Source organism: Bacillus sp. FSL M7-1345 (assembly GCF_038006985.1).
GTDB lineage: Bacteria > Bacillota > Bacilli > Bacillales > Bacillaceae_G > Bacillus_A > Bacillus_A cereus_U.
This window is the reverse complement of sequence record NZ_JBBOWG010000001.1, coordinates 4,116,929-4,142,109: the sequence shown is the minus strand read 5'-3', so window position 1 is coordinate 4,142,109 and position 25,181 is coordinate 4,116,929. Positions and strand designations below refer to the sequence as shown.

Below are 25,181 nucleotides of genomic sequence, written 5' to 3'. Positions count from 1 at the left end.
GGGAAGGAGAGGATAAATATGTTCGTATCATATCGTTGGTTACAAGAGTATGTAGATATTAAAGATGTAACAGCACAAGAACTAGCAGACAAAATCACAAAAAGTGGTATTGAAGTAGAAGGTGTTGAAGTATTAAATAAAGGTGTAAAAGGTGTTGTAGTTGGTCACGTATTAGAATGTGAAAAACACCCGGAAGCTGATAAATTAAGCAAATGCTTAATCGACATCGGTGAAGAAGAGCCAGTTCAAATTATTTGTGGAGCTGCTAACATTGCAAAAGGTTTAAAAGTACCAGTTGCAAAAGTTGGCGCTGTACTTCCTGGTAACTTCAAAATTAAAAAAGCAAAACTACGCGGGGAAGCTTCTCACGGTATGGTTTGTGCTCTTCAAGAGCTTGGTATTGATGGAAAATTCGTTGCGAAAGAATATGCAGACGGTATCTTCATCTTCCCAAGTGACGCTGAAGTTGGTGCAGATGCACTTGAAATTTTAAACTTACATGATGAAGTGCTTGAGCTTGGTTTAACACCAAACCGTGCAGATTGCTTAAACATGTTAGGTGTTGCATATGAAGTAGCTGCTATTTACGGCCGTGAAGTAAAACTTCCAGCTATCAACTTACAAGAATCAGCAGAAAAAACAGCTGATTACATTTCTGTAAGTGTAGAAGCGAAAGAAGAAAACCCGTTATACATTGCAAAAATGGTGAAGAACGTAAAGATTGGTCCATCACCAATGTGGATGCAAACTCGCCTTATGGCAGCTGGCATTCGTCCAATTAGTAATGTAGTTGATATTACAAACTACATTTTAATGGAATACGGTCAACCGTTACATGCATTCGATTACGATAAATTAGGTTCAAAAGAAATCGTTGTTCGTCTAGCTAAAGAAGACGAAAAGATTCAAACCTTAGATGATCAAGAGCGTAAATTACAAAGCCACCACCTTGTTATTACAAACGGTGAAAAAGCTTTAGCTGTTGCTGGTGTAATGGGCGGGGCGGATTCTGAAGTTGATAGCGAGACAGTAAACGTTCTAATTGAGTCTGCATACTTTGCAGGTCAAACAGTGCGCCGTACATCAAAAGACTTAGGTCTTCGTAGCGAATCAAGTGCACGTTTTGAAAAAGGAATCGACCCAACACGTACATTTGAAGCGATTCAACACGCAGCTGCTTTAATGGCAAAATACGCTGGCGGAGAAGCACTTGAAGGTGTAGTAGAAGCTGATAACTTACAAGTACAAGAACGTACAGTATCTGTTACAGCTGAAAAAGTAAACCGTGTATTAGGTACAGATATTGCTGCGAGCGAAATGGGTACAATGTTCACAAACTTAAAATTCCCATTCACAGAAGTAGAAGGAACATTCCATGTGAATGTACCGGCACGTCGTCCTGACATTACAATTTCAGAAGACTTAGTAGAAGAAGTAGGTCGTCTGTATGGTTATGATCACATTCCAGTTACATTACCATCTGGAACAATGACGCGTGGTAAATTAACATCAGCACAAACGAAACGTCGTAAAGTACGCCGCTTCCTAGAAGGTGCTGGTTTATATGAAGCAATCACATATTCATTAACAAGTGCTGACAAAGCGAAACAATACATGGTTGAACCAAACGAAAAAGCTCCTGTAAATCTTGCGCTTCCAATGAGCGAAGAGCGTAGCCAACTTCGTTTAAGCTTAGTACCACAATTGTTAGAAGCAGTTTCATACAATGTTGCACGTAAAAACGATAGCGTTGCTTTATATGAAGTAGGTTCTATCTTCTTACCAACAGAAGCAGGAGAACTTCCGAAAGAAGAACAACATCTTGCAGGTGTTATGACAGGTCTTGCTCTTCACCATGCATGGCAAGGTGAGAAGAAAGTTGTAGACTTCTTCGTTGTTAAAGGTGTATTAGAAGGATTATTCGACGTACTTGGCGTTGCAAACCAAATCACTTATGCACCAGCAAAACGTGAAGGTATGCACCCAGGCCGTACAGCTGACATCGTATTAGATGGTGAAGCAATCGGATTCATCGGTCAATTGCACCCGGAAACAGAAAAACAATTAGATGTGAAAAATACATTCGTATTCGAATTATCTCTTGCAAAAGTATTCGGTGCAGACGCTGAGGAAACTTACTACTTAGCAATTCCACGTTTTCCATCTATGACACGTGATATGGCTGTTGTAGTAACAGCAGAAACAAAAGCTGGTGAAATGAAGCAAGTAATTGCTGAAGCTGGCGGAGAACTTCTAAAAGAAGTAACACTATTCGACTTATACGAAGGTGAAAAAATGGAAGAAGGCAAGAAATCACTTGCATTCTCTATGAACTACTTCGATGCAGAACGTACATTAACAGACGAAGAAGTAACAGAAGCACATAGCCGTGTATTAACAGCGGTAGAAGAGAAATTTGGTGCGGAGTTACGTAAGTAATAAAAGATTGCCGGATTAATTCCGGCAATTTTTTTTATGATGCGATTGTCGAAAGTTGTTGGTAAGTCGATATATTATAAAAATCGCTGATATATTTGAAGTTACGGTCGATATATTATAAAAATCGCTGATATATTTGAAGTTGCGGTCGATATATTGCAAAAATCGCTGATATATTTTCTGGCATCTTGCATCTTTCTCTCGAATGTAGTACATTAATTTTAGTTTAACAAAACGAAAGACGATGATAAGGAAAAGTAGTATATACTATAATCCAAAGCGAGTCAGGGGCGGTGAGAGCCTGATGAGGCGGTATATGTGAAGAACACCTTGGAGTTGCTAACCGAAATTGAAACTTGTATTCAAGAGTAGACTTAGACGGGAATCCGGCCTGTTACAAACCGGGAAGTATGTATTACATACGAGTTAAAGTTGGTCTTTATGACAAATTGGGTGGTACCGCGAAGTTTAACCTTTCGTCCCTTTATGGATGAAAGGTTTTTTTGTATTTAAATATATGAGTAAAGGAGAATTTTACTATGGAAAACACATTAGTAAAAAGTCTGTATAGAGATACAGATAAATACGCAGATCAAACAGTACAAGTATCGGGTTGGATTCGTAACTTACGTGATTCAAAAGCATTTGGTTTCATCGAATTAAACGACGGTAGCTTCTTCAAAGGTGTTCAAATCGTTTTCGATACAGAATTAGAGAACTTCAAAGAAATTGCAAAGCTTCCACTAAGCTCTTCAGTTAAAGTAGAAGGTAAAGTAATTGCAACACCTGGAGCGAAGCAACCATTTGAAATTAAAGCAGAAAAAATTGATATCGAGGGCTTATCAGATTCTGATTACCCACTTCAAAAGAAGCGTCACACGTTTGAATACTTACGTACAATCGCTCACTTACGTCCAAGAACAAATGCATTCTCTGCAACATTCCGCGTGCGTTCTATCGCAGCATTTGCAATTCACCAATTCTTCCAAGAGCGTGGATTTGTACATGTTCACACACCAATTATCACTGGTAGTGATACAGAAGGTGCAGGCGAAATGTTCCGCGTAACAACGCAAGATTTAAATAACGTACCTAAAGGTGAAGACGGACAAGTTGACGAATCAAAAGACTTCTTCGGTAAAGAAACAAACTTAACAGTAAGTGGACAGCTGAATGCTGAAGCTTATGCGTTAGCGTTCCGTGATGTGTACACATTCGGACCTACATTCCGTGCAGAAAACTCAAACACAACTCGCCACGCAGCGGAGTTCTGGATGGTTGAGCCTGAGATTGCATTCGCTGAATTAGGCGATGTAATGGATCTTACAGAAGATATGCTGAAATATGCAATGAAATACGTACTAGAGCATGCACCAGAAGAAATGGACTTCTTCAACAGCTTCGTTGATAAAACAGTTCTAGAGCGCATGAACAACGTGATCAACTCTGACTTCGGTCGCATCACTTATACAGAAGCAATTAAAGTACTTCAAGAATCAGGTGCTGAATTTAAATACCCAGTAGAATGGGGTATTGACTTACAAACAGAGCACGAAAGATACTTATCAGAAGAAATCTTCAAACGCCCTGTATTCGTAACTGACTATCCGAAAGACATTAAAGCATTCTACATGCGTATGAACGAAGATGGTAAAACAGTAGCAGCTACTGACCTTCTAGTTCCTGGCATCGGCGAATTAATCGGCGGTAGCCAACGTGAAGAAAGAATGGACGTTTTAGTAGACAGAATTAAAGAATTAGGTATGAACGAAGAGGACTACTGGTGGTACTTAGAACTTAGAAAATACGGCGGTACAAAACACGCTGGATTCGGTCTAGGTTTCGAGCGCTTCCTAATGTACATCACTGGTATGGCTAACATCCGTGACGTAATTCCATTCCCAAGAACTCCAGGTTCTTCTGAATTCTAAAAACAAAAAAAGCGAGAGCAACTGCTCTCGCTTTTTTTGTTTGGAAAAATGTTGTTCATAGGTTCGTTCATATCTCACATATAGTAAAACGAATGAAATATTTATGGGCAAGGGAAGGGGTTTTTGTACAATGGGGGAGATTCCAAGTCATACAAAGTGGACACTGCATGACAAGTATGTGGTGATTACTGGTGCAACAAGTGGTATTGGATTAGCGGCAGCTAAGGCATTTGCAGAGCGCGGTGCCAAACTAGGAATCATTGCACGTAACGAGGAAAAAGCGAATGCTGCTATTGCTCAAATTAAGGATGTAACGAATGGGGATGTGATGATAGATCTATTTTTAGCTGATATGGCTTCCCAACAATCTATACGACGGGTAGCTACTGATATTTTAGAAAGGTGTCCGAGAATAGATATATTAGTGAATAATGCTGGTGCTTTATTTCAAACAAGGCAGCTTACGGAGGACGGTTTGGAGATGACTTGGGCGGTAAACCATTTAGGTCCATTCTTACTCACAGATTTGTTGTTGGAGCGTTTAAAAGAAAGTGCTCCTGCTCGTGTCATTACCACTGCATCTCACGGTCACAAAATGGCTAAAAAGGGAATTGATTTCGGTGATCTAGATGCAGAACAACTGTATCGCGGTGTTAAGAAGTTCATGGGCGGTCCTACAATGCGTTATGCGCAAACAAAACTAGCTAACATTTTATTCACCTTTGAATTGGCACAGCGGTTGGAGGGAACGGGTGTTAGTGCTTATAGCTTTGACCCGGGGCTAGTGAATACGAATTTCAACCAGGACAATGGTCTAGTTGCTCGCTTAACTATGGCAGCAATGAAACCTTTCTCTCGTACACCCGAGAAAGGTGCTGAAACTCTAATATGGCTAGCAGAATCAACTGAATTTACTGATCATAGTGGTTATTACTATGCCGATAAGCAAATAGGAAAAATGTCTGAAGCTGCCTTGGATAAGGATGCCGCAAAACGTCTATGGGACATTAGTGAAAAACAGACAGGAGGATAAAAGAGTAGCCAGTATATGTTCAGATGGTTATGCTGAATAGTTTTTTACTCTTAAGTGAAAAGTAATCTTGGGGGTGATTGTAATGAGTAAGAAAGTGAAAACAGACCATTCTAGATCAAGCTTAGGTTCTCCGGAAGTGGAAGGACAAGGAACGACTACGCATGAAACGGGTTCTTATAAAGTACCTTCATCAAATAAGAAGCAGAAACGAAGTTAAACATAAAAAGGGAGTCATGGAGACTCTCTTTTTTAGGTGAATAGTAAATGAATATATATCAGACTAAATTTAAATATATAGATATAAAGAAGAAGTGCGACAAAAATAGGAACGTGTGAGATCCTATGTATCCATTTTTCATTCATAAAAGGCGAAAAGAATTCAATTCTTTTCGCCTTGTTTAGTTCATCCATATCCTGTCGATACTAAAAAGTAGTTATTTTTTCAGTAACCGAAACGCCTTCTCTGTATTAGCAAAATGCACTTTCACAAACTCAGGTAGTCTTTCTTTACCGACTTTTTGAATTAATTTAGCAGCGGCAATATCAACTTGTTTACCTGCACCTTTCGGAAGTTGCATACCAGCTTTTTTGCTTAGTTCGTCAAATTGTTTTACGAATGAGTAACGAGCTAAAATAGAAGCGGCGGCTACTGCTAAATGGACACTTTCACCTTTTGTAGCGAAGTAAACATTTTCACGCTGTACCTGTTTTTGTTTCGCTAAATATTTATAGTATGTATCAGGCTGTGTAAATTGGTCGATTAAGATGCCCTCAGGTGTTGTAGGCGCGATTTTTGCTAATAAGTTTGTGATGGCTTTATTATGCAGTAAAGCCTTCAGTTTACCTTGGTTGTTTCCTTTATCGAATAGCTCGTTATATTTTTCATTATGAAGAACGAGGGAGCTGTAAGGAACAACGTGAAGGAGTTGTTTTGCAATCTCAGCAATTTGAGCATCATTTAAGTTTTTGGAGTCTTTTACACCGAGTTCTTTTAAAAGTGGAATTTGCTTCGCATCCACATATACAGCAACTACTGTCATCGGTCCGAAATAATCACCAGTACCTACTTCGTCTGATCCTAAAATAGACATTGTGCCGATGGAAGCAGGCGGCGCATAACGATGTGAATTGACCGATTTTTTTACAGCTGATTTTGGTGTTTGAGAGACGGTTTGCCAACGAGAAGCTTCTGCTTCAGCACGTCCACCTTGAAACATCACTTTCCCTGATTTATAAGCTGTAATTGTGCAAGATTGAACTTTTGCCATAAAGATACCGCCTTGCGGAATTTTGGGGCTAAGTGCTTGTTTGTATTGTTGTTTCATGTCTTCAATTACTGTAGAACTTGTTTGTATTACGATAGAATTTGACAAAATGGTCGCTCCTTTTTTATGTTGGTATTTTTATCATATCGGATTGTTCTTTCTGTTTCCATATTATGATGGTTCATGGTATGATAAACTTTAGGATTCTGTACGTGATTGGAGGCCGGTGAGTTGTCACAACAAAAGGGAAATAAAAGTCGAATTAATGTAGAAATATATGGTCAACAATATTCAGTTGTTGGCGATGAAAGTACAAGTCATATCCGCATGGTAGCAGCGATTGTGGATGATAAAATGCGCGAACTCAATGCCAAGAATCCTTCGCTTGATACGAGTAGACTAGCGGTATTGACGGCGGTAAACGTCATACACGATTACATAAAATTAAAAGAAGAACATGAGAAATTGAAAGAAAGTATGACACAAAAAGGAATTGAATAAACATGATTGATATTATTATCATTTTATTGCTTGTTATGGGATTCTTCCTCGGTTTACGCAGAGGATTTATTTTGCAACTTGTAAAGTTAACAAGCTTTATTATCGCATACCTCGTTGCATACTGGTATTGTAAAGATTTAGCGCCAGCACTTGCGAAAATTATTCCGTATCCATTTGATAAGAATGTTTCTGTTCCAGAATGGATAGATGCGAATAATATTGAGGGTGTCTTCTATCAAGCAATTGCGTTTATCGTATTATTTATTATTACAAAAATCGCACTTTCACTACTTGGTAATTTACTGAATATGTTTGCAGAAATCCCAGTTTTAAAGCAAGTCAATGCGGTTGCTGGGGCACTTCTTGGCTTTTTAGAAGTGTATATCATTCTGTTTGTCTTAATTATTGTTGGATCAATTCTTCCAATTGAACAAATACAAACACCATTACAAAAATCATCAATTAGCAAAATAATTGTAGACGATACACCGATTCTTTCTGAAAAGGTGAAGGAACTATGGCAGACAGGTAGCAGAGTGTAACTTCTCTTTTTTCGGAAAGAGAAGTTTTTTTCTATGAAAGAAAGGCGGGGCAATGATGAAAGTGAATAAAAAACAAGTTATCAAATTACTAGAGACAATCGGCCTGTTTATGGAACTAAAGGGCGCAAATCCATTTAAAATATCTGCATTCCGTAAAGCGGCGGCAGCGCTAGAAAGTGATGACCGTAGTCTTTCTGAAATTGAAGATTTCACAAAGATTCCAGGTATCGGAAAAGGAACGGCAGCAGTTATTCAAGAATATATAGAATCGGGAACATCTGAAGTACTACAAGAACTTGAAAAAGAAGTGCCAAGCAGTTTATTACCACTATTAAAACTACCAGGCCTTGGTGGTAAGAAGGTGGCCAAGTTATACAAAGAACTTGGTGTTGTTGATATGGAAACGTTAAAAGCTGTTTGTGAAGAAAATAAAGTACAAGCTTTAGCTGGATTTGGTAAGAAAACAGAAGAGAAAATATTAGAAGCAATTGATCAAGTAGGCTCTCGTCCAGAGCGTTTACCAATTGCGATGGTATTGCCTATTGCCGGGGAAATAGAGGAGAAATTGTCGAATGTTGCTGAAATAATCCGTTTCTCACGTGCTGGTAGTTTACGCCGTGTTCGTGAGACAGTGAAGGACTTAGATTTCATCATTGCAACGACAGAGCCAGCAGTAGTACGTGAACATTTACTACAATTTGATAATATGATTGAAGTGATTGCAAGTGGAGATACGAAAGTATCTGTTCGTCTTCAATATGAATATGATATTTCAATTGACTTCCGCTTAGTAAAACCAGAAGAATTTATTACAACTCTTCACCATTTCACAGGATCAAAAGACCATAACGTAAAAATGCGCCAAATTGCGAAAGATAGAGGCGAGAAAATTAGTGAGTACGGTGTAGAAAACTTAGAAACAGGTGAAGTGAAAACATTTGAAACGGAAGAGGATTTCTTCGCTCATTTCGGTCTTCCATTCATCCCACCAGAAGTGCGTGAAGATGGAAAAGAAATTGAATTAATTAAAGAGTATCCGAACTTAATTCAGTTCTCTGATATACAGGGTGATTTACATATGCATACAACGTGGAGTGACGGTGCTTTTTCAATTGAGGAAATGGTACAAGCATGTCGTGCTCGTGGGTATAAATTTATGGCAATTACTGATCACTCGCAATACTTGAAAGTAGCGAATGGTTTAACGAAAGAGCGTCTTCGTGAACAAGCGAAAGAAATTGAACGTATGAATGAAAAGTATCCAGACATTACAATTTTGCGCGGAATCGAAATGGACATTTTACCAGATGCGACACTTGATTTTGATGATGAAGTATTAGCAGAACTAGATTATGTCATTGGAGCCATTCACTCTAGCTTCTCACAAGACCGTGAAACGATTATGAAACGTCTTCGCACTGCACTTGAGAATAAACATGTGACAATGATTGCCCATCCGACAGGACGTCTTCTTGGGCGCCGTGAGGGTTACGATGTAGATACAGATTTATTAATCCAGCTCGCAAAAGAAACAAATACAGTTTTAGAATTAAATGCAAATCCAAACCGTCTAGATTTAAGTGCGAAATTATTAAAACAAGCACAAGATGCTGGTGTGAAAGTAGCGATTAATACGGATGCTCATACACTTGAAATGTTAGAAGATATGGAAACAGGTGTAGCGGCAGCACGTAAAGGTTGGATTCAAAAAGATAACGTGATTAACACATGGGATATTGAACGTTTATTAGACTATATTAAACGTAATAAGTAACACAAGGGGGACCTGCAACATGTTAGAAAGAACGTTGCGTGTATTAGAATACAATAAAGTAAAAGAACAATTACTTGAACATACAGCATCTTCACTTGGTCGTGATAAAGTGAAGAATTTAGTGCCAAGCACAGATTTTGAAGAAATTGTGGAACTGCAAGAAACAACGGATGAGGCAGCGAAAGTTATCCGTTTAAAAGGACATGTACCACTTGGAGGGATTTCTGATATTCGCTCAAATGTTAAGCGTGCGAAAATTGGAAGTATGTTAAGTCCGCATGAGTTAATCGAAATCGCAAGTACGATGTATGGTAGCCGCCAGATGAAACGATTTATTGAAGACATGGCTGAGAATGGCGTAGAGCTTCCAATTCTAGAAGGACATGTCGCGCAAATTGTATCTTTATATGATTTAGAAAAGAAAATTACAAACTGTATCGGTGACGGCGGTGAAGTAGTCGATAGCGCAAGTGACAAATTGCGTGGTATTCGTAACCAAATTCGTACTGCGGAAAGCCGTATTCGTGAGAAATTAGAAAACATGACGCGTTCTTCAAACGCACAAAAAATGTTATCAGATGCAATTGTAACGATTCGTAACGAACGCTACGTAATCCCGGTAAAACAAGAATACCGCGGCGTATATGGTGGTATTGTTCACGATCAATCCGCTTCTGGACAAACATTATTTATCGAACCGCAAGTAATCGTGGAATTAAATAACGCACTTCAAGAAGCACGTGTGAAAGAAAAACAAGAAGTAGAACGCATTTTAATGATGTTAACGGAAGAAGTAGCAGTGGAAGCTGATATCGTTCTATCAAACGTAGAAGTAGTTGCAAATCTTGATTTTATTTTTGCGAAAGCTCTTTATGCGAAGCGAATTAAAGCGACGAAGCCAATCGTAAATAATGAACGCTACATGGATTTAAAACAAGCACGCCATCCGCTTATTGATCCGGAAATTATCGTGCCAAATAACATTATGCTTGGTAAAGACTTTACAACAATCGTTATTACAGGACCGAATACAGGTGGTAAAACAGTTACACTTAAAACAGTCGGTATTTGTGTCTTAATGGCGCAATCTGGTCTTCATATTCCGGTAATGGATGAATCAGAGATATGTGTATTTAAAAACATCTTTGCTGATATCGGTGATGAGCAATCGATTGAACAAAATTTAAGTACATTCTCTTCTCATATGGTAAACATTGTAGATATTTTAGAAAAAGCTGATTTTGAAAGTTTAGTCCTATTTGATGAATTAGGTGCTGGGACAGATCCGCAAGAAGGGGCTGCACTAGCGATTTCTATTTTAGATGAAGTATGTAACCGTGGTGCTCGCGTTGTTGCAACGACGCATTACCCAGAATTAAAAGCATATGGATACAATCGTGAGCAAGTTATTAATGCGAGCGTTGAGTTCGATGTGAATACATTAAGCCCAACGTACAAATTATTAATCGGTGTACCAGGACGTAGTAACGCCTTTGAAATTTCGAAGCGTCTTGGTTTGTCTGATCGCGTTATTGATCGCGCTCGTAACCATATTAGTACAGATACGAACAAAATCGAAAATATGATTGCAAAGCTAGAAGAAAGCCAAAAAAATGCAGAGCGCGAACGAAAAGAAGCGGAAGAACATCGTAAGCAATCTGAAAAACTTCATCGTGAATTACAGCGTCAAATTATTGAATTTAACGATGAGCGCGATGAAAAATTATTAAAAGCGCAAAAAGAAGGGGAAGAAAAAGTCGAAGCTGCGAAGAAAGAAGCAGAAGGCATTATTCATGAACTTCGTCAATTGCGTAAAGCGCAGCTTGTAAATGTGAAAGACCATGAGCTTATTGAAGCGAAGAGCCGTCTAGAAGGGGCAGCGCCAGAGCTTGTGAAGAAACAAAAAGTAAATGTGAAAAATACAGCGCCGAAACAACAATTACGACCAGGTGATGAAGTAAAAGTGTTAACGTTCGGTCAAAAAGGTCAATTGCTTGAAAAAGTAAGTGATACAGAGTGGAGCGTACAAATTGGTATTCTGAAGATGAAAGTGAAAGAATCCAATATGGAATACATTAATACACCGAAGCAAACTGAGAAAAAAGCAGTCGCAAGTGTGAAGGGTAGAGATTATCACGTGTCGTTAGAGCTAGACCTTCGCGGTGAACGTTATGAAGATGCAATGATGCGCGTTGAAAAATATTTAGACGATGCACAGCTTGCAAGCTATCCTCGTGTGTCAATTATTCACGGTAAAGGAACAGGAGCGCTTCGCCAAGGTGTACAAGATTACTTGAAGAAACATCGCGGCGTGAAAAACTACCGCTACGGTGACATGGGCGAGGGAGGCCTAGGCGTAACAGTTGTTGAATTAAAATAGCAAACAACCAAACAAAAGGGGAAACCATTATATGTTTATGGACAAACTTGCAAAAGTATTGTTAGCTTGTTGCGGAATATTTTTGGTAATTGGGGTTATTTATTTAGTTGTTTTTGCGAAGTAAAGGAGCGTCAATCTTGGCATAATGATATTGCCATGGATTGACGCTTTTAATCTATAAGAAAAGGAATAAAACATGAAAATCAACCAATACATAAGCGAAGCAAAATCCTGCTCAAGACGTGAAACAGATCGTCTCATTAAAGCAGGACGCGTGGCTATTAACGGTGAAATTTGTACGCACGGTGTACTCGTGAGCGATGGTGATGTTGTAACGATTGATGGACAGGTTATTGCAAAAGAAGAGAAAGAAAAGGTGTATATTGCCTTTCATAAACCAGTTGGAATTACTTGTACAGCAGCCGATCATATTGAAGATAATATTATTGATTATATCAATTACCCAGAGCGAATCTTTCCTGTTGGACGGTTAGATAAAGCGTCGGAAGGACTTATTCTATTAACGAATGATGGCACGATTGCCAATCAAATTTTACACGGTGATCATGAGCACGAGAAAGAATATGTTGTCACTGTCGATAAGCCTTTTACTGATTGGTTTATTGATGAGATGTCCAGCGGTGTAAAGATTAAAGATGGTATGACGAGGCCATGTAAAGTGACGAGAGTCGATCAATCAACATTTCGCATCGTTTTAACACAAGGGATGAACAGGCAAATTCGTAGAATGAGCCGTGCTTTCGGGTTTACTGTAACAAAGCTAAAGCGAGTACGCATTATGAATATAGAGCTGAATGGACTAGAATCTGGAAAATGGCGAAACATTACAGCTGACGAATTAGAAATATTAATAGGGCAGTTATAGGGAGAAAAGTTTTCTCCCTATATTTTTTTGTCAGAAAAAATAAAACTATTGATTTTTTAGAAAATAGCCCATATAATAAAAAACAACAAGTTTCGACAAAATATTTTATAAAAGTAATGATGAGGACATGAGTTGTTTTTGACGATTCTCAGAGAGGGAAGCCTTAGGCTGTGAGCTTCCTAATACGGAAAGACAAACTTACCACCTCTAAACTTCAAGAGTGAACTGCGTGATGCATTGTAATTCTTGGCGGATAAAACCGTTATCAATTTACACGAGCTATAAAATGAGCTTATTTCGTTATAAATTCATTTTATTAGAATAAGGGTGGAACCACGATTTCAACACTCGTCCCTTTGTTAGGGACGGGTGTTTTTTGCGTTCTTTTATAGGGAAGTATGCTTGAAAGAGGATATGTGACGGCATTTAATTCAGAATATTTTGTTAATCAGATAATTATTTAGGAGGTTAGTAGAAATGAAATCATCTTTAAAGTTTTCTGAGATGTTTGCAATAAGCTTAATGTTATTTGCACTGTTTTTCGGTGCAGGTAATATGATTTTTCCACCAGCGTTAGGACAAGGTGCTGGAACAGATGTATGGATCGCGTTATTTGGCTTTATCGTAACAGGTGTAGGACTGCCTTTATTAGGAGTTATTGTTATAGCTCTAAAGGGAGATATTAATGAATTAGCAGGACGTGTACATCCTGTATTCGCACTTGTTTTTATCACTGCAATTTATTTATGTTTAGGCGTATTCGTAAGTGTTCCACGTACAGGAACAGTTGCTTACGAAATGAGTGTTGCACCGTTTTTACCAAGTGAAATAGCTGGTCAATCATATCCACTTGTTATCTTTACACTTATTTACTTTGCAGTAACTTTCTATTTAGCTTTAAACCCATCGAAATTAGTGGGACGCATCGGTAAAGTGTTAACTCCAATTTTGTTAGCTGTTATTGCAATTATTGTAGGTAAAGCACTTATTACACCAATTGGAGAATTTGGTGCACCGACAGAAGCATATAGTGCTCCTCTTTTTAAAGGTTTTATCGACGGATATTTAACTTTAGATGGACTTGCAGCACTTGTATTCGGAAATGTAGTCATCAATGCTTTAAAATCAAAAGGCATCACAAATAAGAACAGCATTGCGAAAGTAACAATCTTTGCAGGATTTATTGCAGCACTTGGTTTACTTCTTGTTTATTTAGCGCTTGCTTACCTTGGAGCTTCTAGTGTTTCGCTTGGAATGGGTGCAAACGGAGGAATTATTTTAACAAACGCCGTAAATCATTTATTTGGTAATTACGGAACATTATTACTTGGCATCGCAATTACAGCAGCATGTTTAACGACTTCTGTAGGTATTGTTGCAGCTTGTGGAGAATATTTCTCTTCGTTATTACCAAAGCTTTCTTATCAAAAAGTCGTTTTCATTTTTTGTGTATTAGCATTTATGGTAGCGAATCTTGGTTTAACTCAGTTAAATGCATTAGCATTGCCAATTTTAATTGCAATTTACCCAATTGGTATCGTACTGATCGTATTATCACTCGTTGAAAACTACGTTCGTCTTCCGTTAGCGATGTATGTAGGTGGTATTGTAGGGTCATTTGCGATTAGCTTCTTTGATGGATTGCACAATGCGAATCTTCAAATTGCTGCACTAACACCTATTTTAAATAAAATCCCATTATATAGCGTAGGGATTGGTTGGTTAGTTCCAGGTATGATCGGTATAGGAATTGGTTATATAGTTTCTAAGTTTCAAAAGCAAGAAATTGCTGTAGAAAAATAGAGAAAAGAGGCTTTCTATGAAAGGAAGCCTCTTTTTTTGTAGAAAAAGCCGTATATAAAAAAATTTAGATATTAAAAAAATTATACGTAATATAGTTGACAATAAAATTAGCATTAGGCTAAGATTGACTTAGTTGTGGAAATATTGGAAGGGAAGTGAGGGGAGCAGGGGAAGAGGTTTTCTATGACTATATCATTTTTGGAAGAAGAGGTGATAGAACAATAGAATTAGGTAGTTTATTTTTTTTGTGGTCTGTTGAGAATGATAATCAGTAAAGAGATTGAATTATTTTAGAGTGCTTTTTATAGGGAATATAGAGGGATATTATATTTTTTGATCTTTAGTGAGAATGATAATCAACGATACTTATATTACATAAAGTAATGACAATGAAATAAAGGTAGAAGAGATTATTTTTTTTCTTATAAATTGAGAATAATTATCATTTTCAAATTATAAAACGAAAGATAAACAAGGAGGAAGTAAGCAAAATGAGAAAGTTTTCAGTATTACCCGCATTTATTATAACGTTAGTATGTATGCTAGCTTTTCTCGTAATACCATCTGGACAAGCCTCAGCAAAATTAGCTGATGGTACTTACGATATTAACTACGTTATCAAAAAGGCGGAAGATGATTCAGCTTCAATGGCAAATGATTATTTTGAAAAACCAGCTAAGTTAATTGTAAAAAATGGTGAGATGAGAGTACAAGTTCCAATGAATCATAGTGCTTGGATTACAGAATTTAAAGCACCAGAGAATGGTAATTTCGTTGATTCAAAAGTAATTAGCAAAGACGAAGCAGCAGATAAAAGAACGGTTGAATTTAAAGTTGATGATTTATCTAAACCGTTAGGAGTAAAAATTCATGTTGTTGTACCAAGTGCAAACTACGACCATCATTACACAGTTCGCTTTGCGTTTGATGCGAATGTAAAAGCTGTAGGCGGCGATAACAATGCAGCTGCTGCAACAAAAAATAATGATGAAACTAAAAAAGATACACAAGTAAAAGAAGAGAAAACGAAAGTAGATAACAAAGAAACAAATAAAGATACAAAAAAAGAAACAAATGAAAGTGGAAAAGCTGAAAAAATAGATAATCCAAAAACAGGCGACGAAGCACGTATCGGATTATTTGCAGCGTTAGTTTTAATCTCAGGTGTTTTCTTAGTTCGTAAAGTGAAGTTAAGTAAATAAATTTTAAAAAGGAGAGTCATTCTATTGAACAGGTATTTAAAAATTGTTGTTGCAATGTTTCTAACGATTTTTACATTCGTATCAACGCTACAACCACTTGCAGTTCAAGCAGCTACAACTTTAGCTGACGGTGAATATTCAATTGGTTTCAAAGTTTTGAAAGATACATTAGATGAAGAATCAATGATGAATCAATATTCTATAAGCCCGGGGACTTTGAAAGTGAAGGATGGGAAAAAGAAAGTATCCTTTACGTTAACGCATAGTTCATGGATTACGAAGTTTGAAACAGAAAAAGGTAGTCAATTCGTTGATGTAAATGTAGTTAGTGAAGATACAGAGAGCGATACAAGAGTAGTAGAATTTGATGTAGAAGATGTAGAGAAAATATTAAATGCGAAAGTAAAAGTTGATATTGATGCTTTTAATTATCATCATTACTATGACATTCGTATTTCATTCGACCAAAATAGCATTACACCAATTCATGTAGAAAAACCAGATGAAAAAGAGGACCCAGCTAATAAGCCAGATCCAAATGAAAATCCGGATCCAAGTCAGAAGCCCGACCAAAAGCCTGACTCAGATCAACAACCAAATTCTAACACAATTAAAGATGGTGCGTACAGCATTCCCTTTAAAGTGTTAAAAGATAAAACAGATGAAGAATCTAAAATGAATACTTACATGGAAAATCCAGGAGTATTGAAAGTAGAAAATGGTAAGAAAAAAGCGGTTGTAACGCTAAAAAGCAGCTCATTAATTAAAAATTTCCAAACGGAAAAAGATGGTGCATTTGTTGATGCAAAAGTAGTGAGTGAAGATAAAGAAAAAGGTACAAGAGTCGTAGAATTTGAAGTGGATGATTTATCTAAAAAAATAAATACAAAAGTATTTATTGAGGTGGCATCACAAGGTTACAAGCAAACTCATGACGTACAACTTGTATTTGATCAAGAGAAACTTGAACCAATTAAAAATGAAGAGAAACAGCCAGATGGAGATAAGCAACCAGACGGAGACAAGCAACCAGATGGAGATAAACAACCGGATGCTGACACAATTAAAGATGGTGAATACAGTATCGGTTTTAAAGTGTTAAAAGATAAAACAGAAGAAATTTCAATGATGAACACATATACGAAGAGCCCAGGCGTATTGAAAGTGAAAGATGGCAAGAAGTATGTATCCTTCACATTAACGAATAGCTCATGGATTACAAAGTTTGAGTTTGAGAAAAATGGTGCGTTTGTTGATGCAAATGTATTAAATACAGATACGAAGGCTGATACAAGAGTAGTGGAAGTAGAAGTTGATGATTTATCGAAAAAATTAGATGCAAAGGTGAAAGTGGATATTGATTCAATGAATTATCATCATTTCTACGACATTCAATTTGCATTTGATAAAGATAGCATTCAGCCAGTAGATAACCAAGGTGGAAACGATAACCAGGGTGGAAACAATAACCAAGGTGGAAACAATAATCAAGGTGGAAATGACAACCAAGGCGGAAATAATAACCAAGGTGGAAATGACAACCAAGGCGGAAACAATAACCAAGGTGGAAATAATAACCAAGACAATAACACAACAATTGATCCAAATGCTCTTAAAGATGGTGAATACAGTATCGGTTTTAAAGTGCTAAAAGATAAAACAGACGAAATTTCAATGATGAACACATATACGAAGAGTCCAGGCGTATTAAAAGTGAAAGATGGTAAGAAATATGTATCCTTCACATTAACGAATAGCTCATGGATTACAAAGTTTGAGTTTGAAAAGAATAGTTCGTTTGTCGATGCGAAAGTATTAGGTACAAATAAAGAGCAAGATACAAGAGTAGTGGAAGTAGAAGTAGACGACTTATCGAAAAAGTTAAATGCAAAAGTGAAAGTGGATATTGATGCGATGAACTACCATCATTTCTATGATATTCAATTTGCATTTGATAAAGGTAGTATTAAAGCTTTAGGTAATCAAGATGGAAACAACATTCCAGGCGGAAACGATAACCAAGATGGAAACAATAATCAAGGCGGAAACGATAACCAAGGTGGAAGTAACAACCAAGATGGAAACAATAATCAAGGCGGAAATAATAACCCAAATGGACACATAACAGTCGATCCGAAAAATTTAAAAGACGGTCAATATGATGTTGCTTTTAAAGTGTTAAAAGATAAAACGGATGAGATTTCAATGATGAATCAATATGTTGTAAATCCAGCTAGATTAACAGTGAAAGATGGTAAGAAATATGTTGCGATGACACTGAAAAATAGTGCGTGGATTACGAAGTTCCAAACAGAAAATGCTGGTGCATTTGTTGATGCAAAAGTAGTGAGTGAAGATAAAAATGCAGATACGAGAGTGATAGAGTTTGAGGTTGATGATTTATTTGCGAAATTAAATGCGAAAGTAAAAGTAGATATTGATTCAATGAACTATCATCATTTCTACGACGTGCAAATTCAATTTGATACAAATAATATTGGTGCAGTAGGAACTATTAAAGAGGATCCGAAAAACGATCCGAAGAATGATCCGAAAAATCCAGTGATTACACCGAAAGTAGACAATGCAAAAACAATCGGTAATCCTGATTTTAACCGAAATGCAGACGGTAAGAAGCAAAATGAAAATGCGAAGAATGATGTGAAAAAAGAGAAGAACTCAAAAACAGCAGATACAGCACAGATTGGAATGTATATGTTGCTATTACTAGGATCACTTGCTTTCTTAGTTCGTAAATATAGAGCAGGTAGACTGTAAAATTTGGAGTCTTGATGCATGGTTTCATGCATCAAGACTCGTTTCATATTGTACCGAAAGGAGTGGTGATTGAGAGTGAAGAAAATCACGAGTGTATTCATGGCTATCATTCTTTTATTTAGTATAGCTGGGTGCTCATCACCCAAAAAAGAAACGGCAAAAAAGGTAAAGAGCAGTAGTAAGGAACGTGTTATTGCAACGACAGTTGCTGTGACTGAAATTATGGATGCATTAGAAGTAGATTTAGCAGGTATTCCTACAAGTTCTAAAACTTTGCCAAAGCGCTATAAAGGTTTACCTGAAGTTGGGAATCCGATGAGTCCTGATATGGAAAAAGTAAAATCAATGAAACCGTCAGAAGTATTATCTGTTACGACGCTTGAATATGAGTTGAAGCCAGTTTTTAATGAAGCGGGCATTAAGGCAAACTTTTTAAATTTAACGAGTTTAAAAAACATGCAAAACTCAATTACAGAGTTGGGCAAAAAATATGGGCGTGAGAAACAGGCTGAAGCAGTCGTAACAAAGTTTGATAAAAAGGTTGTAGACATTCAAAAACAAGTAAAAGGGAAGAAAGAACCGACAGTCCTTATTTTACTTGGAGTGCCTGGAAGCTATTTAGTAGCGACAGAACACTCATATATCGGGGATTTAGTAAAACAACTAGGTGGTAAAAATATAGTACAAGGTGAGAAAGTAGAATATTTAGCTTCTAATACAGAGTACTTAAAAAAAGCTGATCCAGATATTATTTTACGTGCAGCGCATGGTATGCCAGATGAAGTTGTGAAAATGTTCGATAAGGAATTTAAAACGAATGACATTTGGAAGCATTTTGCCGCAGTTAAAAATAATAGAGTGTACGATTTAGAAGAGCGCTTATTTGGAACGACGGGGAATTTAGCAGCTATTGAAGCCTTAGATGAATTAAAGAAAATGATGTATCCATGATGCATGTATAGATAAAGGAAGATTGAGATGAATAAAAAAATTTGGAGTTTCTTCATCGTCACAGTATTACTAGTTATTATGACTACTGTATCCGCTGTGAAAGGTAGTTTAGAAATAGGTGTCATTGATCTTTTTCAAGGTATATTTACAGGGACAAATGAAGATGTTGAAGTCATTAAAGATTTACGTTTCCCGCGCATCATTATTGCACTTTTCACTGGAGCGGCGCTTGCTGTTTCTGGTGTGCTTTTCCAAGCAGTTATGAAAAATCCACTTGCGGATGCTGGGGTTATCGGGATATCTTCAGGGGCCAGTTTTATGACGCTTGTTATCATTACGCTATTCCCTCAGTTCTTTTTCTGGACACCACTATTCGCGTTTTTAGGCGGTGCGTTTGCTTGTTATCTCGTTTATGCGTTTTCTTGGAAATCAGGTTTAAGTCCGCTGCGTATCATTTTGATCGGTATAGCGATAAATGCGATGTTTACTGGTTTAAATGAATCTTTCGTTACGATTTGCGGATATTTCATTAAAAGTATTAAGCAGACGACAACATCTAATATAACGATGAAGACATGGGGCGATGTGGAAGTACTTGTTACATATGGATCAATCGGCCTTATACTTGCACTGTTTGTAGGGGCGTGGTGTAATTTATTATCTCTACAAGATAAAACGGCTAAAAACCTTGGACTTCACGTGACGAGGGTACGCCTTATTATTTCTGTCATTGCTGTTCTTTTAGCAGCTGTATCAACTGCAATTGCGGGTGTTATCGCTTTCGTTGGATTACTTATCCCGCATATTTCAAGGCAACTGGTTGGATCAGATCATAAAGTACTTATTCCATTTTCAGCCCTTGCAGGTGCGTTATTAATTTTAACTGCAGACACAATTGGTAGGCTAATCGTACCGCCTAATGAAATTCCAGCGGCGACGATTATGGCAGTCATCGGTGGTCCGTTCTTAATATTCTTGCTTAGAAAGAGTGATCGAGTTCATGGAAATTAAAAATGTAACCTTTTCTTATGATAATGTAACGGATCGTTTAAAGTCTGTTAGTAGTGAGATAGAGGTTGGAAAAATTACAACAATTATTGGTCCAAATGGTTGTGGGAAATCAACATTACTAGGTGTTATGTCGCGAAATCATAATCCCCGTAGCGGAGAAGTAATGCTAGATGGGAAAGCTATTAGCCAGTATAAGCCGAAAGAGTTTGCAAGAAAGCTAGCGGTCGTTCATCAGCAAAATGAGGCGCCAGCAGATATTACAGTTGAAAAATTGACGAGTTTTGGGCGTATGCCATATAAAAATATTTTTTCTACACAAACGGATGAGGATAGCGAAGCAATAGAAAGAGCATTGACGTGTACGAGACTACAAGATAAGCGTGATAAGCCAATACATGCATTATCTGGTGGGGAAAGGCAACGTGTTTGGATTGCGATGACTTTAGCGCAAAATACGCCCATGCTGTTTTTAGACGAACCAACGACGTATTTAGATATTTACTATCAGCTTGAAATATTAGAGTTAGTGAAAGAGTTAAATGAAGTACATGGTTTAACGATTGTTATGGTATTACATGACATTAATCAAGCAATCCGTTATAGCGATCATATTATCGTTATGAAAGATGGAGAAATTGTGATGAAGGGTAAGCCAGGTGAAGTCGTAACGGAAGATATGATCAAGACGATATATGGTGTAGACGTTGTTGTAAAGCACGATGAAGATACAGGATTGTATATGGTGCCAATGGGTATTTGATAGGCGACTAAATCCCTTTGGTAATCCGTTTTGAGGTGATAATTTGAGCGGCAAGAAAGAAAAGAAAAAGAATTCCTTTTTTCAAAGAATACTTACAGTTGCTTTTTTAGGTATCTTTTTCTACTCCGTGTATGAATTAGGCGGGATGTTCATGGATTACTATGAAAATCGCAAAGTAATGGCTGAAGCACAAAATATTTATCAAAGGAGTCCGATGGAAGAAAAATCATCAGATGGAGCAGTACGTGCGCAGTTTCAAGCCTTACAAAAAATCAATCCAGAAATAGTTGGCTGGATTACGATGGATGATACGCAAATTAATTATCCGATTGTTCAAGCGAAAGACAACGATTACTATTTATACCGTAATTATAAAGGTGAGGACATGAGGGCAGGCAGTATTTTTATGGATCATCGTAACGATGTAAAATCTCAAAATCGAAATACGATTCTATACGGACATCGTATGAAAGACGGCTCTATGTTTGGGAGTCTTAAAAAAATATTAGAAGAAGATTTCTTCATGTCTCATCGCAAATTGTACTACGATACTTTGTTTGAAGGATATGATGTAGAAGTATTTTCAGTATATACAACGACAACTGATTTCTATTATATTGAAACGGATTTTGGAAGCGATGAAGACTATGCATCTTTTCTAGAAAAAATTAAGGATAGGTCACTCTATAAAACAGATACAAAAGTGACAGCGGATGATCAAATTTTAACACTTTCAACGTGTGATTATGCACTAGATCCAGAGGCGGGCAGACTAGTCGTGCATGCGAAGTTGGTGAAAAGAAGTTGAAAAAAGAAAAGGTATAGAAGTAGAGAAGATGTATTCCTTCTCATACTTCTATACCAACTATTAAAAACGAAGTTATTGAGCCGCAGCAATTGGCATACGAACAATTTTAACATCATAGAATGAGATTTTATTATCGATAATAAAATCTGGTAATCCACCACGATGTGAATGCGCATCTTTAAAGGCCGTACTCTTTGTCCAACCTTGGAAATCCTCTTTTGCATTCCAACGAGTGCTAATCGTTACTTCATCATAATCAACTGTATTTTCAGTTAGAAGAACTTCTAGTCCTAAGAAACCAGGCATCGTTTCAACTTTACCTACTTTATTAAAGCGCTCAATTAATTTATGTGCGTCACCCTTCGTAATTTTAGATGTATTTGTAACAATAATCATTTCTTTATTCCTCCTATAAATCTATCATTATTTTCATCGTTTCATATACATTAAATGATAGTGAAAATCATTATCATTGTCAATGGTAATGATAAAATATATAAGTTTTTTTTCGATTAAGCGAGAAGATGAGCTAGTTGTACGAGCAAAGCAATAATATGGTATAGTGAAACGAGACTTTTTTTCAGCCTCGTTTTTTACATTGCTTCCTACTAATTAGAAAGCATTCAAATGGAAAGGAAGACATTACATGCGATCCGAAGTAACTATAAAAATAAAACCGAAGTTTATAAAAGAAATTAAAAGTGGATATCCACTTATTTTAAAAGATGCTATTCAAAATTTAAATGATGTACGTGAAGAAGGAACAATCATCAACGTAGTAGATGAGAAGAACCAATTTATCGGAAAAGGCTATTATGGAAAACAAAATAAAGGGTATGGCTGGATTTTAACGAGAAAAGAGAAAGAGCAAATAAATCAGGATTTCTTTGAAAGTAAAATAAAATCTGCTTTACATAAACGAAAAGATTTTTATAAATCAAATGATACAACAGCATTCCGTGTGGTAAACGGTGAGGGTGACGGTCTTGGTGGCTTAATTATCGATTATTATGACGGCTATTACGTAATTAGTTGGTATAGTGAAGGGATTTATACTTTCCGTGATGAGATTGTAGCAGCACTTCAAAAAGTAGCGAACTTCAAAGGGATTTATGAGAAAAAACGTTTTGATACGAAAGGAAAGTACATTGAAGGTGATGATTTCGTAACAGGAGAGCGCGGTGAGTTCCCACTTATCGTAAAAGAAAACGGTGTAAACTTTGCTGTATATTTAAATGACGGGGCGATGGTTGGTGTATTTTTAGATCAACGTAACGTTCGAAAACAAATTCGTGATAAATATGCAAAAGGAAGAACAGTTTTAAATATGTTCTCTTATACTGGAGCTTTCTCTGTATTTGCAGCACTTGGTGGCGCAAGTAAAACAACAAGTGTTGACCTTGCAAATCGTAGCTTAAGTAAAACGATCGAGCAGTTTAGTGTAAATGAAATTGATTACGAAGCACAAGATATTATTGTAGAAGATGTATTTCTATATTTCAAATATGCTGCTAAGAAAAAGATGAAATTTGATATGGTTGTACTTGACCCTCCAAGTTTTGCACGCTCAAAAAAATATACGTTCAGTGCGGCGAAAGATTATAAAAACTTATTAAAAGAAACAATTGCGATTACAGAAAATAACGGTATTATCGTTGCTTCTACAAATTGTAGCGCATTCGATATGAAAAAGTTTAATAGCTTTATCGATACGGCATTCAAAGAAATGAACGGTAAATATAAAATATTAGAAGAACATTCTTTACCAGAAGATTTCCGTACAATTGATCAATTTAAAGAAGGAGACTATTTAAAAGTAGTTTTCATCGAGAAAATTAAAGGTTAATAAAGAAAAAGGAGCTCAAGTTTAAATGAGCTCCTTTTCTTATTGAATGATATTTTGGACTCTGCCAACTTGCCCGTCCTGCAATCGTACTTTAATGCCGTGCGGATGAGAGGGTGAGTTAGTTAAAATATCTTTTACAATTCCTCTTGTTAGCTTGCCTGTACGTTGATCTTGTTTTAATACAATATCAACTTCAAGACCTGATGAAATGTTAGATCGTTTTTGCCCGCTCATTTATACACCTGTACGTCTACGTTGGTTGTTTGTTTTCTTCGTTTGTTGGTTTTGTAATTTTTTCGTTTCTTGACTTTGATTTCCATTATTTGAGCCGTTTCCATTTCCTTGCTTTTTCTTTGCAAGTTGTTCGCGCATTAAATCAGCTAAGCTTACTTTTTTGTTTTCTGACATGATAAGTCTCCTTTATATAAAGTTAATTATGAACAATAGTAGTGAATTTCATCATATCATTGTTAAGGAAGGAAGGGAAGTTGGTTTGAAAATTCATATAATTCTTTCCAGCATTCATTCGTTACGATACAATTGAATTGTTAATGTTTGTTAAAAAAGGGGATAGAAATATGTCAAATCATATTTTATTAGTTGAAGATGACATCTCAATTCAAGAGATGGTTGAAACATATTTAGTAAAAGAAGGTTTTCAAGTTACAATTGCATCTGATGGAGAAGAAGGAGTTAACGCATTTTTAAAAGGTCCATTTGATTTGATTATCCTCGATATTATGATGCCAAAGTTAGATGGCTTAGAGGTTGTGCGAATCATTCGAGAAAAAAGTGCAGTTCCGATTTTAATGATGTCAGCAAAAGATACGGATGTTGATAAAGCGATTGGCTTAGGGCTTGGAGCAGATGATTACATTTGTAAGCCATTTTCTATGATTGAATTGGCTGCACGTGTAAAAGCAGGTATTCGGAGGTCTACGAAATATTCGGTTACAGAAACAACAGAAAAGATGATTCAAATTGGTGATTTAACAATCGATCCAATTAATTTTACTGTGGAAAAAAACGGAAAGTCGCTTAAACTTACTTTAAAAGAATTTGAGATTTTAAAGCTATTCGTGAAGAATCAAAATCGTGTTTTTACGAAAGCGCAAATATATACGCTTGTTTGGAATGAAGAATATTATGGTGATGATAATGTTATTAATGTTCATATGAGGAGATTACGCGAGAAGATTGAAACGGACCCATCTAACCCGGAATATATAAAAACACTGTGGGGAATTGGCTATAAATTGGAAGTGATGTAG

The 25,181-nt window shown here is 36.7% G+C and carries 22 protein-coding genes and 2 other annotated features; of the genes, 18 read left to right on the top strand and 4 right to left on the bottom strand.

Going from position 1 to position 25,181, the window contains the following annotated elements:
* Positions 1 to 18: 18 nt before the first annotated feature.
* The 4 genes from pheT to MHB76_RS21605 all read left to right on the top strand — a co-directional run bounded on the left by pheT (position 19) and on the right by MHB76_RS21605 (position 5,620).
* The gene (pheT, locus tag MHB76_RS21620) at positions 19 to 2,439 is read left to right on the top strand and encodes a phenylalanine--tRNA ligase subunit beta (RefSeq protein ID WP_078172720.1); all 2,421 of its coding nucleotides are present in this window, start codon (positions 19 to 21) and stop codon (positions 2,437 to 2,439) included.
* Positions 2,440 to 2,674: 235 nt separating this feature from the next.
* Positions 2,675 to 2,926, top strand: a binding site (T-box leader).
* A 52-nt stretch (positions 2,927 to 2,978) separates the two neighbouring features.
* Positions 2,979 to 4,370 (top strand): asparagine--tRNA ligase, encoded by a 1,392-nt coding sequence (gene asnS, locus MHB76_RS21615; protein WP_002034242.1) that lies wholly within the window; start codon positions 2,979 to 2,981, stop codon positions 4,368 to 4,370.
* Between the two features lie 130 nt (positions 4,371 to 4,500).
* Complete coding sequence (locus MHB76_RS21610; RefSeq protein WP_078172721.1) at positions 4,501 to 5,403, top strand: SDR family oxidoreductase; 903 nt, start codon at positions 4,501 to 4,503, stop codon at positions 5,401 to 5,403.
* 82 nt (positions 5,404 to 5,485) lie between these two features.
* A complete protein-coding gene (locus MHB76_RS21605) occupies positions 5,486 to 5,620 on the top strand; it encodes a YuzL family protein (RefSeq protein WP_002112167.1) in 135 nt (44 codons plus the stop codon).
* 217 nt (positions 5,621 to 5,837) lie between these two features.
* On the opposite strand, the gene rnhC is transcribed toward MHB76_RS21605, so the two are convergent.
* Positions 5,838 to 6,776, bottom strand: coding sequence for a ribonuclease HIII (rnhC, locus tag MHB76_RS21600; RefSeq protein WP_002167597.1), 939 nt, complete (start codon positions 6,774 to 6,776; stop codon positions 5,838 to 5,840).
* Positions 6,777 to 6,899: 123 nt separating this feature from the next.
* Between rnhC and zapA the strand changes: the two genes are divergently transcribed.
* From zapA to srtB, 12 genes are all read left to right on the top strand, one after another.
* A complete protein-coding gene (gene zapA, locus MHB76_RS21595; RefSeq protein WP_002112165.1) occupies positions 6,900 to 7,169 on the top strand; it encodes a cell division protein ZapA in 270 nt (89 codons plus the stop codon).
* A gap of 2 nt (positions 7,170 to 7,171) precedes the next feature.
* A complete protein-coding gene (locus MHB76_RS21590) occupies positions 7,172 to 7,711 on the top strand; it encodes a CvpA family protein (RefSeq protein WP_002015450.1) in 540 nt (179 codons plus the stop codon).
* Positions 7,712 to 7,766: 55 nt separating this feature from the next.
* Entirely contained in the window at positions 7,767 to 9,485 is a 1,719-nt protein-coding gene (gene polX, locus MHB76_RS21585) for a DNA polymerase/3'-5' exonuclease PolX (protein ID WP_070129045.1), read from the top strand.
* A gap of 19 nt (positions 9,486 to 9,504) precedes the next feature.
* Positions 9,505 to 11,865 carry an endonuclease MutS2 gene (locus tag MHB76_RS21580; protein ID WP_078172722.1) on the top strand — a complete coding sequence of 787 codons (2,361 nt, stop codon included), beginning with the start codon at positions 9,505 to 9,507 and terminating at the stop codon, positions 11,863 to 11,865.
* Between the two features lie 196 nt (positions 11,866 to 12,061).
* Positions 12,062 to 12,751 carry a 23S rRNA pseudouridine(2604) synthase RluF gene (locus MHB76_RS21575; RefSeq protein WP_078172723.1) on the top strand — a complete coding sequence of 230 codons (690 nt, stop codon included), beginning with the start codon at positions 12,062 to 12,064 and terminating at the stop codon, positions 12,749 to 12,751.
* Positions 12,752 to 12,858: 107 nt separating this feature from the next.
* Positions 12,859 to 13,110 (top strand) — a binding site (T-box leader).
* Positions 13,111 to 13,228: 118 nt separating this feature from the next.
* Positions 13,229 to 14,554: a branched-chain amino acid transport system II carrier protein BrnQ6 gene (gene brnQ6 / locus MHB76_RS21570; RefSeq protein WP_002160287.1), complete on the top strand. Its 1,326-nt coding sequence runs from the start codon at positions 13,229 to 13,231 to the stop codon at positions 14,552 to 14,554.
* Positions 14,555 to 15,045: 491 nt separating this feature from the next.
* Positions 15,046 to 15,756: a heme uptake protein IsdC gene (isdC, locus tag MHB76_RS21565; protein ID WP_078172724.1), complete on the top strand. Its 711-nt coding sequence runs from the start codon at positions 15,046 to 15,048 to the stop codon at positions 15,754 to 15,756.
* A 24-nt stretch (positions 15,757 to 15,780) separates the two neighbouring features.
* Complete coding sequence (locus MHB76_RS21560; protein WP_078172725.1) at positions 15,781 to 18,534, top strand: NEAT domain-containing protein; 2,754 nt, start codon at positions 15,781 to 15,783, stop codon at positions 18,532 to 18,534.
* A gap of 69 nt (positions 18,535 to 18,603) precedes the next feature.
* Positions 18,604 to 19,485, top strand: coding sequence for a heme ABC transporter substrate-binding protein IsdE (gene isdE / locus MHB76_RS21555; RefSeq protein WP_078172726.1), 882 nt, complete (start codon positions 18,604 to 18,606; stop codon positions 19,483 to 19,485).
* A 27-nt stretch (positions 19,486 to 19,512) separates the two neighbouring features.
* Positions 19,513 to 20,496, top strand: a complete 984-nt coding sequence (locus MHB76_RS21550) for a FecCD family ABC transporter permease (protein ID WP_016106299.1) — start codon at positions 19,513 to 19,515, stop codon at positions 20,494 to 20,496.
* The gene (locus tag MHB76_RS21545) at positions 20,486 to 21,256 is read left to right on the top strand and encodes an ABC transporter ATP-binding protein (protein WP_078172727.1); all 771 of its coding nucleotides are present in this window, start codon (positions 20,486 to 20,488) and stop codon (positions 21,254 to 21,256) included. The genes MHB76_RS21550 and MHB76_RS21545 overlap by 11 nt, the downstream gene beginning before the upstream one ends.
* 43 nt (positions 21,257 to 21,299) lie before the next feature.
* Positions 21,300 to 22,064: a class B sortase gene (srtB, locus tag MHB76_RS21540; RefSeq protein WP_078172728.1), complete on the top strand. Its 765-nt coding sequence runs from the start codon at positions 21,300 to 21,302 to the stop codon at positions 22,062 to 22,064.
* Between the two features lie 72 nt (positions 22,065 to 22,136).
* Here srtB and isdG read toward each other — a convergent pair whose 3' ends face one another.
* Complete coding sequence (gene isdG, locus MHB76_RS21535; protein ID WP_002112144.1) at positions 22,137 to 22,460, bottom strand: heme oxygenase; 324 nt, start codon at positions 22,458 to 22,460, stop codon at positions 22,137 to 22,139.
* Positions 22,461 to 22,710: 250 nt separating this feature from the next.
* Between isdG and MHB76_RS21530 the strand changes: the two genes are divergently transcribed.
* A complete protein-coding gene (locus MHB76_RS21530) occupies positions 22,711 to 23,910 on the top strand; it encodes a class I SAM-dependent rRNA methyltransferase (protein ID WP_078172729.1) in 1,200 nt (399 codons plus the stop codon).
* Between the two features lie 39 nt (positions 23,911 to 23,949).
* Here the strand turns inward: MHB76_RS21530 and MHB76_RS21525 are convergent, their stop codons facing one another.
* Together MHB76_RS21525 and MHB76_RS21520 are read right to left on the bottom strand one after the other, a co-directional pair.
* Positions 23,950 to 24,144: a YwbE family protein gene (locus tag MHB76_RS21525; RefSeq protein ID WP_002112142.1), complete on the bottom strand. Its 195-nt coding sequence runs from the start codon at positions 24,142 to 24,144 to the stop codon at positions 23,950 to 23,952.
* Positions 24,145 to 24,318: a hypothetical protein gene (locus MHB76_RS21520; protein WP_002112138.1), complete on the bottom strand. Its 174-nt coding sequence runs from the start codon at positions 24,316 to 24,318 to the stop codon at positions 24,145 to 24,147.
* A 170-nt stretch (positions 24,319 to 24,488) separates the two neighbouring features.
* On the opposite strand from MHB76_RS21520, the gene MHB76_RS21515 reads away from it, so the two are divergent.
* Positions 24,489 to 25,181: a response regulator transcription factor gene (locus MHB76_RS21515; protein WP_078172730.1), complete on the top strand. Its 693-nt coding sequence runs from the start codon at positions 24,489 to 24,491 to the stop codon at positions 25,179 to 25,181.